The sequence below is a fragment of the Klebsiella aerogenes KCTC 2190 genome (assembly GCF_000215745.1).
Lineage (GTDB): Bacteria > Pseudomonadota > Gammaproteobacteria > Enterobacterales > Enterobacteriaceae > Klebsiella > Klebsiella aerogenes.
The window spans coordinates 2,262,127-2,277,728 of sequence record NC_015663.1 but is presented as its reverse complement, the minus strand read 5'-3'; the positions used below and the strand labels follow the sequence as shown (position 1 = coordinate 2,277,728).

Below are 15,602 nucleotides of genomic sequence, written 5' to 3'. Positions count from 1 at the left end.
CTTAAACTCCTAACTTCCATGACAGGGTACGCAGCAGGTCGGCGAACACACCAGCCGCGGTTACGTCGTTACCCGCGCCATAGCCGCGCAGCACCAGCGGCAGCGGCTGATAATAGTGGCTGTAAAACGCCAGCGCGTTCTCGCCGTTCTTCACCTTATACAGCGGATCGTTACCGTCCACTTCGGCGATTTTCACCCGGCAGACGCCATCTTCTTCAATATTGCCAACGTAACGTAAAACTTTACCCTCGTCGCGCGCTTTAGCAACCCGCGCGGCGAATTGATCGTCAAGCGTCGGCAGGCGCGCCATAAAGCTTTCGACATCGCCGCTGGCATCAAAATCGGCAGGCAGCGCAGGCTCAACGATAATATCCGAGAGCTCCAGCTCGCGCCCGGTTTCGCGGGCAAGGATCAGCAGCTTGCGCGCCACATCCACGCCGGAAAGATCGTCGCGCGGATCCGGTTCGGTATAGCCCATCTCACGCGCCAGTTTAGTGGCTTCCGAGAGGCTCATACCCTCATCCAGCTTACCAAAAATGAATGAAAGCGAACCAGACAGGATCCCGGAGAAGTGCAGCAGTTCATCGCCGGCATTCAGCAGGTTCTGCAGGTTTTCAATGACCGGAAGACCCGCGCCGACGTTGGTGTCGTAGAGGAATTTGCGCCGCGAGCTGCTGGCGGCGTGGCGTAACTGGTGATAGTAATCCAGTGAAGAGGTGTTGGCCTTTTTATTCGGCGTCACCACGTGGAAACCTTCACGCAGGAAGTCAGCGTACTGGTCGGCTACCGCCTGGCTGGAGGTACAGTCAACGATAACCGGGTTCAGCAGGTGATACTCCTTCACCAGGCGGATTAAACGGCCCAGATTAAAGGGTTCTTTCGCTTCCGCGAGTTCGCCACGCCAGTTTTCCAGATTCAAACCATGGACGTTGGTCAGCAGCGCCTGCGAATTGGCGACGCCGCATACGCGCAGATCGATATGCTTGCCCTTCAACCAGCTCTGCTGGCGTTTAATCTGTTCGATTAACGCGCCGCCGACGCCGCCGACGCCAATCACGAAGACTTCAATAACCTGGTCGGTGTTAAACAGCATCTGATGCGTCACGCGCACGCCGGTAGTCGCATCATCATTGCTGACGACCACCGAAATTGAACGCTCGGAAGAGCCCTGGGCAATCGCCACGATATTAATATTGGCGCGCGCCAGCGCGGCGAAGAATTTCGCCGAGATACCGCGCAGCGTACGCATCCCATCACCCACGACGGAGATGATCGCCAGCCGCTCCATGATTGACAACGGCTCCAGCAGACCTTCTTTCAATTCGAGATAAAATTCATCTTCCATCACCCGCTTCGCGCGAGCGCAGTCGCTTTGCGGCACGCAGAAGCTGATGCTGTATTCCGAAGAGGATTGGGTAATCAGCACCACAGAGATACCGGCGCGGGACATGGTGGCAAAGACGCGCGCCGCCATGCCAACCATGCCCTTCATTCCTGGCCCGGAAACGTTGAACATCGCCATATTGTTGAGATTCGAGATCCCTTTTACCGGCAGGCCGTCTTCATCAAGGCTGGCGCCGATAAGCGTTCCCGGCGCCTGCGGATTACCGGTATTTTTAATCAGGCATGGGATCTGGAACTGGGCGATGGGCGCGATGGTGCGCGGGTGCAGCACCTTAGCGCCAAAATAGGAAAGCTCCATCGCTTCCTGATAAGACATGGATTTCAACAGGCGCGCATCCGGTACCTGACGCGGATCGCAGGTATAAACGCCATCGACGTCGGTCCAGATTTCGCAGCAGTCAGCGCGCATACAGGCGGCCAGCACGGCTGCGGAATAGTCAGAGCCATTACGCCCCAGCACCACCAGTTCACCCTTTTCATTGCCGGCGGTAAAACCGGCCATCAGCACCATGTGGTCTGCCGGGATTTGGCTGGCGGCGATACGGCGAGTGGATTCAGTAATATCGACAGTGGATTCAAGGTAGTGGCCGACGGCCAGCAGTTTTTCGACCGGGTTAATCACGCTGACCTTATGACCGCGCGCTTCCAGTAGCGCCGCCATGATAGCGATAGAGAGCTTTTCACCGCGACAGATCAACGAGGCGTTAACGCCGTCCGGGCACTGGCCCAGCAGACTGATACCGTGCAGGACGTGTTTAATCTGCGCAAATTCCTGATCAACGAAGGTTTTCAGCTGTGCGAGCGGGAAGCCTGGCTGCATGTCGGCCAGTCCCTGCAGCAGGTCGGCAAAGATGCGTTCGGCGTCGGCGATATTGGTCAGAGCGTCCTGGCCGCTGATAGTTTTTTCAATCATCGCGACCAGATGGTTAGTAATTTTCGCCGGGGCAGACAGCACGGTCGCAACCTGCCCCTGCCTGGCATTGCTCTCCAGAATATCGGCAACTCGCAGAAAGCGTTCTGCATTTGCCACTGATGTACCGCCGAACTTCAACACTCGCATGGTTCTTACCCCTTGATCTCTTGTCAAAAAAAAAGCCCGCACTGTTCAGGTGCGGGCTTTTTTCTGTTGTTTCCTGTACGCGTCAGCCCGCACCGTTACCTGTGGTAATGGTGGTGGTGATAATGGTGGTAATCATGCCGATGCGATTCATGGATGTTGTGTACTCTGTATTTTTATCTGTCTTGTGTCCTGCCTATATTGGTTAAAGTATCTGCCTGCTTAAGTCAACGAATTTCTAAATTGGCGACTTTTCAACCAACACCATCATTCCGCCACAGCACCCCGATATTTCCGCCGCATAACCAGGCTGTTGCTATTGCAATCAGTACACAAAACCATAAAAAAAACTTATTACGGTATTTTATTCCGGAAGACTTTTTTCAATATCATGCAACAAACGATGCAGCATGGCGGTGTCGCGCTGCTGTAACAGCCCGATTCGCTGTTGTAGCCAGTCGGCCAGTTTCATGTCGTCATCGACCCCCAACCGTCCAAGTAGTGAAAGCGCCCGCTGACGAAGCGCCTGCAGTTGTTTTTCGTCGGTTTCAGTCTGCTGAACCGCAGTCTGCTGCTGCAGTGAGCTCAGCTGATAGCAATACACCATCACCGATTGCCCAAGATTCAAGGAGGGATAATCGGCGACCATCGGCACGCCGGTAAGCACATCGGCCAGCGCCAGTTCATCGTTAGTTAATCCGGAATCTTCACGGCCAAAGACCAGCGCCGTATGTTTCATCCATTGTGCTTTTTCTTCCAGCAGCGGTAGCAACTGCTGCGGCGTGGCGTAGTAGTGAAAACGCGCGCGACTGCGGGCGGTAGTGGCGACGGTAAAGTCGACATCGTGCAGGGCCTGCTCAAGCGTCGGGTAGGTTTTTATATTATCTAAAATATCTCCCGAACCATGCGCCACCCAGCGCGCGGCGGGCTGCTGATGCGCTTCGCTATCGACAATCCGCAATTCGCTGAATCCCATGGTTTTCATCGCTCGCGCCGCCGCGCCCACGTTCTCCGCCCTGGCGGGCGCCACCAAAATAATTGATAAACGCATTGTGCTTCTCTTTATCCTCTTACGCGGCGCGACTCTGCGGTCTCCCCCATTTTACGCGGCGAAAATTTACAAATCTGCAACAAAAATCACTAAAAATGGGCTTTCTTACTCTTAAAAAAAACTAAACTGTTCACATTGGACACCAATACGGAGTATGTTAACAGAACGCATTTATCCATATGTTTGGCAATGATATTTCAGTTTTCATTTGCCCACAGGCTTAGGATTCACTGCATTTATTAATTCATAGTTGCAACTAATTGAGCTGTGTAAGAAATGTGACGATAAGTCGCAAATCGATGCAATGATTTCACAAGACTGTTAACGTGCTACAATTGAACTTGATATATGTCAACGAAGCGTAGTTTTATTGGGTGTTCGGCCTCTCTTAGCCTGTTATGTTGCTGTTAAAATGGTTAGGATGACAGCCGTTTTTGACACCGTCGGGTCCAGAGGGAAAGTACCCACGACCAAGCTAATGATGTTGTTGACGTTGATGGAAAGTGCATCAAGAACGCAATTACGTACTTTAGTCATGTTACGCCGGACATGTTAATTTGTGGCATGTACCAGGCAGGTCAGGGACTTTGGTACTTCCTGTTTCGATTTAGTTGGCAATTTAGGTAGCAAACATGCAGACCCCGCACATTCTTATCGTTGAAGACGAGTTGGTAACACGCAACACGTTAAAAAGTATTTTCGAAGCAGAAGGTTATGATGTATTCGAAGCGACCGATGGCGCGGAAATGCATCAGATCCTGTCTGAAAATGATATCAACCTGGTGATCATGGATATCAACCTGCCAGGTAAAAATGGTCTTCTGCTGGCGCGTGAACTGCGTGAGCAGGCTGACGTCGCGCTGATGTTCCTTACCGGCCGCGACAACGAAGTTGATAAAATTCTTGGCCTCGAAATCGGCGCCGATGACTATATCACTAAACCGTTTAACCCGCGTGAACTGACTATCCGCGCGCGTAACCTGCTCTCCCGTACCATGAACCTCGGTACCGTGAGCGAAGAGCGTCGCAGCGTTGAGAGCTACAAGTTCAACGGTTGGGAATTGGATATCAACAGCCGTTCGTTGGTGAGCCCAAACGGCGAGCAGTATAAGCTGCCGCGCAGTGAATTCCGCGCGATGCTGCACTTCTGCGAAAACCCGGGCAAAATCCAGTCACGCGCAGAGCTGCTGAAGAAAATGACCGGTCGCGAGCTTAAGCCGCATGACCGTACCGTGGACGTGACCATTCGTCGCATTCGTAAGCATTTCGAATCCACGCCGGATACCCCGGAAATCATCGCCACTATTCACGGTGAAGGTTACCGCTTCTGTGGCGATCTGCAGGAATAACTTCGGTTATGCCGCAGTTATAATGCAAAAACAGCGCCTTCTGGCGCTGTTTTTTTATCTCTCTTTTACTTCCAGATACGTAACGTGTCTTCATCCTTACTTTGCGGTTTTTGCGGATTGCTTTGCGGTAGTGACAAGGCGTACCAGTCCACGCGGCGGGTCAGGAACATCAACGCGCACAGCGCCAACAGTAGCACTCCGGTGCCGAGCAGCAACGCGCTATCCTCAGAACGCAACAGTAACCACATCACGCCATCCAGCAGCAGTAGCACTGCAACAAATAACAGACTATTACGCCACCCTTTCAGTACCGCCTGTAAATAAACGCCGTTTATCACCGCGCCAATCAGGCTGGCAACGACCCAGGCAGGCGTAAACCCAACATGTTCCGAGAGCGCCAGCAACACCAGGTAGAACATCACCAGCGATAACCCCACCAGCAGATACTGCATTGGGTGCAGACGGCGATGCGTCAGGCTCTCGAAAACGAAGAAGGCCATAAAAGTTAGCGCGATTAACAGGATGGCGTATTTAGTCGCCCGGTCGGTGAGCTGATATTGATCGGCCTGCGACATCACGTCCACGCTGAAGGCGGGTAAACGCGGCCATTCAATATCGGTATCATCGTTGAAATAGCTGCCCATATTGTTGGCGAACCAGCTGCTTTGCCAGTGCGCGCTATAACCCGAGGCGCTCACTTCGCGCTTTGTAGGCAGGAAGTTGCCCAGGAATCCCGGATGCGGCCAGTTACTGGTTAGCCGCAGCTCGCTGTTGCGGCCCAACGGTACGACAGAGAAGTCGCCGGTACCATTAAGATCGAGGGTAAAAGCAATCTCCAGCGGTTTGTTGTCTGCGGTTAATACCGGCATCGGCATATGAATGCCCATACCGCCGCCGTTCAATCCCAGCCCCGGTTCAACGACCAGTGCCGTACCGTTAATGACCGGCGCGTTGATGGCGCCGATGCCGCGGGCATCGCTCACGCTGAGAACTAAAAACGGCTTTCCTAACGTGGTATTCGCTTTTTTCAGCTCCGTCAGCCGCGTAGGATCATACTGCGCCTTAATTTGCAGGGTGTTATGCCAGACCTGCCCACTGTAAATGCCGACTTTTCTCGACTCCACATTTTGCGCGCCGCTGACCGCCAGCGATTCCGGTAGCCAGTAGTAGATCCAGCGACGCTGATATTCGACCTCTTTTTGGTTCTCCATTCGGGTCAGCGTCTCGGTTACCGGGATGGCGATCAGCGGCCCGGCCAGCTTTTGTGAACCGCTGGTGCTGTGCTCTATCGCATCCACAACATCGCTACGATAGTCCGCCCGCTCGACAATAAGCGCTCTGACCATCATCAGCGGCACGGACAACAGCAAAATACAGCCCAACAACGTACTAATTTTCCAGAACAACGGTGATTTCATCATAGCCTTCTCCCAATCGTGATGGGCTCACTGTAAGGGGGCTATGTGCAGTGTGTTTGAAGTTATGTGAAGGGACGGTGAAGATGTAGCGTCGCGACCACGCCGCCTTCAGGGCGATTGTGCAAACTAATATCGCCCTGATGTAGACGCGCGACTTCACGAACAAACGCCAGGCCAAGACCACTGCTTTTATGGCCGTCATCCCGCGGCAGCGAGTAAAAGCGTTCAAAGATGCGCTCCAGCGCAAAATCAGGAATTCCGCTACCGTTATCCTTGACGCTCAACCACGCCTCTTCATTACGCATCTCTACCGCCAGGGAAATTTCACCGCCGTACGGGGTAAAGTCAATCGCATTGTCGATAAGATTGCCCAGCGCCTGCCCCAGTAGTTCGCTATCGCCATTCACCGTTACCCCGCTCTCCTGCCAGCGTAAGGTGATGGCCTTCGCCGTCAGCGCAATGTCGCGGTCTTCCGCCAGACGTTGGAAAAGCGCATCAACCGAAACCAACTGCGGCGTTATCTCCAGACGATTTTCCAGCCGCGCCTGCTGCAGCAGTTTTTCCACCAGCAGTTGCATGCGCGTATTCTGCGCAAGAATATTGGCGGTGAAACGCGCGGCGATCTCGGGCGGCGGCGCCTCGCTCAGGATCTCCGCCGCGCCGCGAATGGCCGCCAGAGGGCTTTTGAGTTCATGCGTGAGATCGTAGACATAGTTTTCAATCGCGTTTTTGCCTTCAAGCTTCACGCGCATGCTCTCCAGCGCCTGCGCCAGCTTGCTTAGCTCGCGACTACCGACGTTCGGTAGAGGTAACGGACGCTCGGCGGTCACCGAATCGGCGTAACGAACCAGTTTGCCAATTGAGAAGTTAATCCACCAGACGATCCCGCCGCCGATCAGTAAAGCGATCCCCAACAACGCGCCGCCAGCCCACAGGATCCGCCGCTCGCTGCGTTTAATCACCGGCGTCATGGCCAGATTAGGTTTGCCGACGCTCACCACGCCGATGATACGGCCGTTATCCATTACCGGTGCGGCAATGTACATGACTGAGCTATTATCATCATCAGGATCGCTGCGCGTGCTGCGCGCGCCGTACTGGCCGCGTAGGGTCAGCCAGACGTCGTTCCAGCGCGAATAATCCTGGCCCACCGCCTGCCCGCTGGAGTCAAACACCACCTTTCCCTGAGCATCCGTCAGATAGACGCGATACTCATTGCGCATTTTCCTGATACCGCTGATATTGGCGTTGATGGGCTGCTGATTAAGCGACTGAAACGCCTGCGCCAACCGCCCTTGCTGCGGGTTTGCCGAAAGCAGGTCATCACGAGCCAGCGCCGCCAGTAGCGTTGCGGTATCGTTAAGCGTGCCTTCCGTTGCCCGACGCACGCCCGGTTTGACTTCCTGCACAAATATTGAGAGCACAAACCACGCGGCAATGGCGACAATCAAAAAATAACCCAGCAGCAGGCGCATCCCGATACGCATCAACAGCCTCCCAGGCTATAGCCCAAACCGCGATGCGTATTAATAGGGTTAACATTCGGATTCACCGCCCGCAGCTTGGCGCGCAGGGTCTTGATATGGGTATCGACGGTGCGATCGATACTCTCGTAGGCATCGCTCCACACCAGTTCCATAAGCTGCTGGCGGGAGAATACGCGGCCGGGGGCGTTGATTAGGGTTTTCAGCAGCAGGAATTCGTAACGCGTCAGATTCAACGGTTGGCCAAACCAGCTTATCGCCATCGCCTGCTCATCCAGCAGGAACTCGCCAACGCGCACCACCGGCGAAGGAGCTGAAAATTTCTGTAGCCGACGCAGAACAGTACGCACCCGCGCGCAAACTTCGCGCGGCGAAAATGGTTTGGCGATGTAGTCATCAGCGCCAATTTCCAGTCCCAGCAGCTTATCAACCTCTTCGCTGCGTGCGGTCAGAAACAATAGCGGCAATGCCGGATGGCGCGCCAGCAGTCGTCGGCATAGTTCAAAGCCGCTAATATCGGGCAAACCAACGTCGAGGATCGCTAAATCCGGGATCTGATGCAGCGCCGCATCAAGCGCGGGCAACCCGCGTCCGAAAACGGTCACGTCGAATCCTTCCTGCTGCAGCATGTAAACAAGGGTATCGGCGATACTCTGTTCATCCTCAACTAACCAAATCCGTGGCTGTTGCATTGCGACTCCCGTTTATTTATTCCAGGGCATGATTGGCACGGCGCTGATGGCATTCTTCGGCGAGCCGTCGACCACTTTATCCGAATAGGTCAGATAGACCAGCGCGTTGCGTTTGGCATCATAAAAGCGAACGACCTGCAGTTTTTTGAACACCAGCGAGGTACGTTTCTGGAACACGACATCGCCCTGACTTTTGCCGTTTTTGATCTTGTCCGTCAGCTCAATCGGCCCGACCTGCTGACAGGAGATGGCGGCGTCTGAGGTATCTTCCGCCAGTCCCAACCCGCCTTTAATACCGCCGGTTTTCGCCCGGCTGATATAGCAGGTGACGTTCTGTACATCGGGATCGTCGAAGGCTTCGACCACGATTTTGTGATCCGGCCCCAGCCATTTAAATACCGTATCGACGGAGCCAATTTGCTCGGCGTGCGCCAGTTGGCCCGCCGCCAGTAAGAACAACCCTGCTACTAACTTCTTGTATTTCATATTGTTACCATTTCTTAAAATTCCGCTGCGTGATAATCACAAACGCTGTGGAAAAGGTTTAAAGATCACAGCTTTACAAAATTACTAACGATATCCACCAGATAATCGCATTTAAAAGCAAAAAAAACACTGAATGCTAAAACATCAAAAAATGCTATTATCCGCTACCTTAATATAGGTACCTGAGTTTAAAGGATGGGGACATTTTATGGATCAAGCTGGGATTATTCGCGATCTCCTGAGCTGGCTGGAAGGTCACCTGGATCAGCCCCTCTCGTTGGATAATGTGGCGGCGAAGGCAGGTTATTCCAAGTGGCATTTGCAACGTATGTTTAAAGACGTCACGGGTCAAGCTATCGGTGCCTATATTCGCGCACGTCGCCTGTCAAAATCCGCCGTTGCGCTACGCCTGACCGCACGTCCGATCCTCGACATCGCGCTACAGTACCGCTTCGATTCTCAGCAGACGTTTACCCGCGCCTTTAAAAAACAGTTTAACCTGACCCCCGCGCTCTATCGCCGTTCTGCGGACTGGAGCTCGTTTGGGATGCGTCCGCCGCTGCGCCTCGGTGAATTTACCATGCCGACGCATGAATTCGTGACCCTGAGCACCACGCAACTGGTCGGCGTGACCCAAAGCTATACCTGTAAGCTGGAAGAGATTTCTGAATTCCGTAACCAGATGCGCGTTCAGTTCTGGCGCGAATTCCTCGGTAACGCGCCCAGCATTCCGCCGACGCTGTACGGCCTGCATGAACCGCGTCCAAGCCTGGAAAAAGATGACGAGCAGGAGGTGTTCTACACCACCGCGCTGACGCCAGAGCTGGCGAACGGCCACCTGCATAATTCCCATCCGGTGATTCTGGAAGGCGGCGAGTACGTGATGTTCACCTACGAAGGGTTAGGTACCGGGCTGCAGGAGTTTATCCTGACGGTGTACGGCACCTGTATGCCGATGCTCAACCTCACCCGCCGTAAGGGCCTGGATATTGAACGCTTCTATCCGGAAGATGATAACCGGAACCAGGCCACGCCAATTCAGCTGCGCTGCGAGTACCTGATTCCGATTCGTCGCTAACGCTGCAGTTCGTCCATCGCGGGGGCATCGAGATGCGAAACGTCCCCCGCAGTCTCCACCACCCATCCTGACGCCAGCCACGGGCTCTGCTGGTAATCAACACGTGAAATCGAACAGTTGCGCAGGCGCAAACGACGCTCCGCATAAGCAGGCAGTCCGAGGATCGTGCTCACCAGACAGCCCAGCGCCATCCCATGACTCACCAGCAGCGGCCGGCTCCCTGGCGGTAACTCCAGACAGGATGATAGCGCCGCGCGCATACGCTCGCTCAGCTCCTGCATGGATTCGCCCTGCGGAATGCGGCCATCCGGCGTACCGTTGACCAGCTGACGGCGCCAGCCCTCCTCTTCTTCGCTAAGCGAGTCGATATGTCGCTTCTCCAGCACCCCCATATCCAGTTCGCGCAGGCGTGAATCGGTGACCACGCCGCAACCGCAGGCTTCGGCGATAATTTCTGCCGTGCGGCGGGTACGGCCGAGGTCGCTGGCGATAATATGGGTAATCCCCAGCGTTCTGGCGCGCTCGCCAACCTGCCATGCCTGGCGCTCACCGTGAGCGGTCAGCGGACTATCGGACTGGCCTTGAATACGTCGCTCGGCGTTCCACTGCGTTTCACCGTGGCGAACAAGGTATACCTGTAACATGCTTATTTTCCGTTCTGAACCCTTCATCATTCAACGAGCAGCGCGATCGGCTGCCGCCAGAGTGATTTAGAGTATACTGCGATGACGTTAATTAATTCTGAGTTGTTTTGATTATGCACCATGTTGTCTCAGCTACCACTAATCCCGCCAAAATTCAGGCAATTCTGCAGGCTTTTAACGAGATCTTCGGCGAAGGATCCTGCCATATTGAGTCCGTCGCCGTCGAGAGCGGCGTGCCGGAACAACCCTTCGGCAGCGAGGAAACGCGGGCTGGCGCACGAAATCGCGTCGCTAATGCCCGGATCGCACAGCCGGAAGCCGATTTTTGGGTGGCGATCGAAGCCGGGATCGACGAAGGCAGCACCTTCAGTTGGGTAGTGATTGAGAGCCGGCAGCAGCGTGGCGAAGCGCGCTCGGCAACCCTACCGCTGCCGGAGGCGATCCTTGCGCAGGTTCGCGCCGGAGAAGCGCTGGGGCCGGTCATGTCGCAACATACCGGGATCGACCAGATTGGCCGCAAAGAGGGCGCTATCGGCGTCTTTACCGCGGGTAAGCTGACGCGCAGCAGCGTCTACCATCAGGCGGTAGTGCTGGCGCTCAGCCCATTCCATAACGCTATTTATCGTTAAGCAGCGTCTGTTCCAGCCACTGGCGTAGCTCTACCGGTGCCGATTTCAGGCTATTTGAGCCGCGAGTAATCGTGGCAATACCGGCGCCGAGTTCGTTTTTCAGCTCGCGCTGGCTCATCTCGCCGCGCAGCAGCTCTTCAATAATACGCACCCGGGTGCCCAGCGCTTCGCGCTCGTCGGGCGTCAGCATCAGCTGTAGTAACGGCAGGTGAAGATCTTCGGCGTAGGCCTGCTGCAGTAGCGCCACAAAGCGCAGCCACTCCTGATGACGTTGTTCGGCCACTGCCGCTGAATAGGGAGATTGTTGGGTCATGTTACGTCGCCATGTTGAGACGGGCAGCCAGGCTGCCCGTCGAATGTACTCATCAACGAGTACAAAGAATAACATACTTACGGACGATCAGTAACGCTGTCGCCATTCGGCGTCGCTCAGCAAGTTATCCTGCTTGCCCATAAAGTAGCGGTAATAGGCATCGTAAGAGAGGACGTTTTTTACGTACCCGCGGGTTTCCGAGAACGGAATACTCTCGATAAATGCCACCGCATCGATGCGCCCGGCGCTATTGCCCTGCCAGGTGCGTACGCGTCCTGGCCCGGCGTTATAGGCGGCGGAAGCGTAAATGCGGTTATTGCCGAACTGCTGGTAGACGTACTGCAGGTAGCTGGTACCAATGTTGATATTGGTTTCCGGATCCAGCAGCTGAGACGGGCCGCTATAACCAGGGATGCTGAACATGCTGACGGTATGCGTCGCGGTGCCCGGCATAATCTGCATCAAGCCACTGGCGCCGACCGGTGAACGCACTTTCGGGTTCCAGGCGCTCTCCTGACGCGCAATCGCCATCGCGTAGCTCTGCGGAATATCTTTGCCGCTAATGTAACGCGCGAACAGATCGTTGTACGCCAGCGGGAAGCGCTCTTCCAGTTGATCCCACAATTTACCCGCGATCGTCGCCTGCACGCTGAGATCCCACCAGTGTTGATCAAACGCGTAACGCGCCAGCTGCGCCTGTTGCGATTTGGTCCGGCTGCTCACCAGGTTCGCCCATTCGCTGCGCGCGGTGTTGTCCATGTTCCAGTACATCAGCTCGCGAACGCGCGCCATCTCAGGGCCAGAGGCCAGCGCCGGGTCGATAGTGCCGGAGGCTTTATCAATGCGGAAGGTGTACTCTTCGCCCAGACGTTGAGCAGCAACCATCGGATAGAAGCCGCGCTGCTGCATCAGCGAATGCAGGATCGTCTTCGCTTCGTCATCGCGCCCGCGCTCCAGCAGCAGATCCGCCTGCCAGTAGCGCCACTCGTCTTTTTCTTTCGCCTCCATCGGCAGACGCGCCAGCCAGGTGTTCAGCCCATGACGATCGCCGTTGCCGAGCGCCATACGAACCCGGCGTTCCACAAGCGAGGTTGATTGCGAACGCATGATGGCGTCATCGCGCCACTCCGCCTGCGCTTCGGTCACATCGGTGCCCATCAGGCGCCAGGCGACAATATCGCGCAGCTCCTGGGTTTGATCCTCATTCAACTGCTGCGCCTGCACCAGCGACGGGATCATCAGACGAGCGTTTTCTACATCCTGACGCGCGACGCTGGCAAAAGCGACCGCCGCCATCTGGCGGGTAAAGTCGGTGGCCCCGGTGGTGCGGGCAAAGGTCATCACGCTATTGGGATCGTTGGCCAACGCCACCACCGCCGAAGAGATGCTCTGATAGTTTGACGGCATCTGCTGAGCAAGCACGCGGACCAGACTGGTATTGCCTGCCTTCATCGCCAGACGAATTCGTTCGAGATAGGCCAGCGGATCCTGCTGCCCGGAATCGCGCCACGCGCTGAACAGCGGATCGCAGGCATTTGGCTGGCTCTTGCCGGTTAGCCACAGCTCTTTCGCCCCGCTCCAGGCTTCCTGCGATTGGCCGACGCTGAGTTTGGCGTAGTAGTAGTTACACTGCGCTTCGGTTGTCGCCGGTTTATCCGGGCTGAACGCCAGTAAGCCGCGCCAGTCGGTGCGCCGCGCCAGCTCATTAACAAAGCGTGATTTCAGCGAACGCGCCGCCGGTAAGGTCGGGTTCGCCGCAATGAAATTAGTGACCACCAGCGGCGGCTGGTTCATCAGGTCATCGGTAATTTGTCGATATTGCAGGTAGGGATACAGCGGATAGCTGCTGAGCGTGGGCATCAACTGGTTGACGACATCCATCTGGCGGTTGTCCCACGCCTGTTTAATTTGAGCATAGCGGCTGCGCTGTTCATCCAGTGAATCCGCATGCGCCAGCTGGCTTAGCGTCAGCAGACTCACGCCGGCAGCCAGAAGACACCATGCCGTAGTTTTGGCTTTTTCCACAAGCTCTTCCTCTAGTTTGGTGCATCACCGCGGCATCGTGCCGCTTCAAAAAATTCAGGTATTGCTTAGTTATGCTAATCAGACAACTGAAAACATGCCATGTCCTGAACATTTTTTTACGCTTCTGTGAATCCTGTCGCCTCGCTGGGATTACCGCGCGAAAAAGGCTACACTTCGCCTTTGAACTATCTATCAGAATAGAAAGAGGCGAAGTCCAACGTGGCTCAATTCGTTTATACCATGCATCGTGTCGGCAAAGTGGTTCCGCCGAAACGTCATATTTTGAAAAATATCTCCCTCAGTTTCTTCCCTGGCGCGAAAATCGGTGTTCTCGGTCTGAACGGCGCCGGTAAATCTACCCTGCTGCGCATCATGGCCGGTATCGACACCGAGATCGAAGGTGAAGCGCGCCCGCAGCCCGGTATCAAAATCGGCTACCTGCCGCAGGAGCCGCAGCTGAATCCGGAGCACACCGTGCGCGAATCCGTTGAAGAAGCGGTCGCCGAAGTGGTTAACGCGCTGAAAGGCCTGGACGAAGTTTATGCCAAATACGCCGAGCCGGATGCCGACTTCGATAAGCTTGCCGCGCAACAGGGCAAGTTCGAAGAGATCATCCAGGCGCACGACGGCCATAACCTGAACGTACAGCTGGAGCGTGCGGCCGATGCCCTGCGCCTGCCGGACTGGGATGCGAAAATCGCCACTCTTTCCGGTGGTGAACGCCGCCGCGTCGCGCTGTGCCGTCTGCTGCTGGAAAAACCAGACATGCTGCTGCTCGACGAACCGACCAACCACCTCGACGCCGAGTCCGTCGCCTGGCTGGAACGCTTCCTGCACGATTTCGAAGGCACAGTGGTGGCGATTACCCACGACCGTTACTTCCTCGATAACGTCGCCGGCTGGATCCTCGAACTTGACCGCGGCGAAGGTATTCCGTGGGAAGGCAACTACTCCTCCTGGCTGGAGCAGAAAGATCAGCGTCTGGCGCAAGAAGCTTCTCAGGAAGCCGCACGCCGCAAATCTATCGAGAAAGAACTCGAGTGGGTTCGCCAGGGCGCGAAAGGCCGTCAGTCTAAGGGCAAAGCCCGTCTGGCGCGCTTTGAAGAGCTTAACAACGTCGAATACCAGAAACGTAACGAGACCAACGAACTGTTCATTCCGCCAGGAGCGCGTCTGGGCGATAAAGTTCTGGAAGTCAGCAATCTGCGCAAATCTTACGGCGACCGCGTACTGATTGACGATCTGAGCTTCTCCGTACCGAAAGGCGCTATCGTTGGTATCATCGGTCCGAACGGCGCGGGTAAATCCACCCTGTTCCGCATGATGTCCGGCCAGGAACAGCCTGATTCCGGCACCATCACGCTGGGTGAAACCGTTAAACTGGCTTCCGTCGATCAGTTCCGCGACGCGATGGACAACAGCAAAACCGTTTGGGAAGAAGTGTCCGGCGGACTGGATATCATGAAGATCGGCAACACCGAGATGCCAAGCCGCGCCTACGTTGGCCGCTTTAACTTCAAAGGCGTCGACCAGGGCAAACGCGTTGGCGAACTGTCCGGTGGTGAGCGTGGTCGTCTGCACCTGGCGAAGCTGTTGCAGGTCGGCGGTAACGTCCTGCTGCTCGATGAACCAACCAACGACCTGGATATCGAAACCCTGCGCGCGCTGGAAAACGCCCTGCTGGAGTTCCCGGGTTGCGCCATGGTTATCTCGCACGACCGCTGGTTCCTTGACCGTATCGCGACCCACATTCTGGATTACCAGGATGAAGGTAAAGTTGAGTTCTTCGAAGGTAACTTTACCGAGTACGAAGAGTACAAGAAACGCACCCTCGGCGCCGATGCACTGGAACCGAAGCGTATCAAGTACAAACGCATTGCCAAGTAATCTGTAAGTGCCGGATGGCGCTACGCTTATCCGGCCTACCAGGCGTGTAGCACTTGTAGGCCGGATAAGGCGTTCACGCCGCCAT

At 55.4% G+C, this 15,602-nt stretch carries 15 protein-coding genes and 1 other annotated feature; of the genes, 4 read left to right on the top strand and 11 right to left on the bottom strand.

Annotation, left to right across the window (positions count from 1 at the left end; translation table 11 throughout):
• Position 1: 1 nt before the first annotated feature.
• The 4 genes from thrA to yjjY form a co-directional block, all read right to left on the bottom strand.
• Complete coding sequence (gene thrA, locus EAE_RS10915; protein ID WP_015704333.1) at positions 2-2,464, bottom strand: bifunctional aspartate kinase/homoserine dehydrogenase I; 2,463 nt, start codon at positions 2,462-2,464, stop codon at positions 2-4.
• Between the two features lie 25 nt (positions 2,465-2,489).
• Positions 2,490-2,608 (bottom strand) — a sequence feature (Thr leader region).
• A complete protein-coding gene (gene thrL, locus EAE_RS10910) occupies positions 2,547-2,615 on the bottom strand; it encodes a thr operon leader peptide (RefSeq protein ID WP_004222578.1) in 69 nt (22 codons plus the stop codon). It overlaps the preceding feature by 62 nt.
• 210 nt (positions 2,616-2,825) lie before the next feature.
• A complete protein-coding gene (locus EAE_RS10905; protein WP_015704332.1) occupies positions 2,826-3,512 on the bottom strand; it encodes a tRNA/rRNA methyltransferase in 687 nt (228 codons plus the stop codon).
• A gap of 396 nt (positions 3,513-3,908) precedes the next feature.
• On the bottom strand, positions 3,909-4,049 hold the full coding sequence (gene yjjY / locus EAE_RS10900) for a YjjY family protein (protein ID WP_001541509.1): 141 nt from the start codon (positions 4,047-4,049) through the stop codon (positions 3,909-3,911).
• 95 nt (positions 4,050-4,144) lie between these two features.
• On the opposite strand from yjjY, the gene arcA reads away from it, so the two are divergent.
• Complete coding sequence (gene arcA, locus EAE_RS10895; RefSeq protein WP_002887843.1) at positions 4,145-4,861, top strand: two-component system response regulator ArcA; 717 nt, start codon at positions 4,145-4,147, stop codon at positions 4,859-4,861.
• Positions 4,862-4,926: 65 nt separating this feature from the next.
• On the opposite strand, the gene creD is transcribed toward arcA, so the two are convergent.
• The 4 genes from creD to creA are packed head-to-tail and all read right to left on the bottom strand — an operon-like array spanning position 4,927 to position 8,941.
• Complete coding sequence (gene creD / locus EAE_RS10890; protein WP_032706620.1) at positions 4,927-6,282, bottom strand: cell envelope integrity protein CreD; 1,356 nt, start codon at positions 6,280-6,282, stop codon at positions 4,927-4,929.
• 59 nt (positions 6,283-6,341) lie between these two features.
• Positions 6,342-7,766: a two-component system sensor histidine kinase CreC gene (creC, locus tag EAE_RS10885; RefSeq protein WP_015704331.1), complete on the bottom strand. Its 1,425-nt coding sequence runs from the start codon at positions 7,764-7,766 to the stop codon at positions 6,342-6,344.
• Positions 7,766-8,455 (bottom strand): two-component system response regulator CreB, encoded by a 690-nt coding sequence (creB, locus tag EAE_RS10880; RefSeq protein ID WP_015368366.1) that lies wholly within the window; start codon positions 8,453-8,455, stop codon positions 7,766-7,768. Before creB ends, creC begins: the two co-directional genes overlap by 1 nt.
• A gap of 12 nt (positions 8,456-8,467) precedes the next feature.
• Positions 8,468-8,941 carry a protein CreA gene (gene creA, locus EAE_RS10875; RefSeq protein ID WP_020079661.1) on the bottom strand — a complete coding sequence of 158 codons (474 nt, stop codon included), beginning with the start codon at positions 8,939-8,941 and terminating at the stop codon, positions 8,468-8,470.
• A gap of 208 nt (positions 8,942-9,149) precedes the next feature.
• On the opposite strand from creA, the gene robA reads away from it, so the two are divergent.
• Positions 9,150-10,019 (top strand): MDR efflux pump AcrAB transcriptional activator RobA, encoded by an 870-nt coding sequence (gene robA / locus EAE_RS10870; protein ID WP_015704329.1) that lies wholly within the window; start codon positions 9,150-9,152, stop codon positions 10,017-10,019.
• Here the strand turns inward: robA and gpmB are convergent.
• Complete coding sequence (gene gpmB, locus EAE_RS10865; protein ID WP_015704328.1) at positions 10,016-10,663, bottom strand: 2,3-diphosphoglycerate-dependent phosphoglycerate mutase GpmB; 648 nt, start codon at positions 10,661-10,663, stop codon at positions 10,016-10,018. The two genes, robA and gpmB, sit on opposite strands and share 4 nt — an antisense overlap.
• A gap of 113 nt (positions 10,664-10,776) precedes the next feature.
• Here gpmB and yjjX point away from each other — a divergent pair, with 113 nt between their 5' ends.
• On the top strand, positions 10,777-11,292 hold the full coding sequence (gene yjjX / locus EAE_RS10860; protein ID WP_015704327.1) for an inosine/xanthosine triphosphatase: 516 nt from the start codon (positions 10,777-10,779) through the stop codon (positions 11,290-11,292).
• Here the strand turns inward: yjjX and trpR are convergent.
• Positions 11,279-11,605 carry a trp operon repressor gene (gene trpR, locus EAE_RS10855; protein WP_015368371.1) on the bottom strand — a complete coding sequence of 109 codons (327 nt, stop codon included), beginning with the start codon at positions 11,603-11,605 and terminating at the stop codon, positions 11,279-11,281. The genes yjjX and trpR overlap by 14 nt on opposite strands.
• A gap of 87 nt (positions 11,606-11,692) precedes the next feature.
• Positions 11,693-13,630, bottom strand: a complete 1,938-nt coding sequence (gene sltY / locus EAE_RS10850) for a murein transglycosylase (RefSeq protein WP_015704326.1) — start codon at positions 13,628-13,630, stop codon at positions 11,693-11,695.
• A gap of 219 nt (positions 13,631-13,849) precedes the next feature.
• On the opposite strand from sltY, the gene ettA reads away from it, so the two are divergent.
• A complete protein-coding gene (gene ettA, locus EAE_RS10845; RefSeq protein WP_015704325.1) occupies positions 13,850-15,517 on the top strand; it encodes an energy-dependent translational throttle protein EttA in 1,668 nt (555 codons plus the stop codon).
• Positions 15,518-15,602 lie beyond the last annotated feature (85 nt).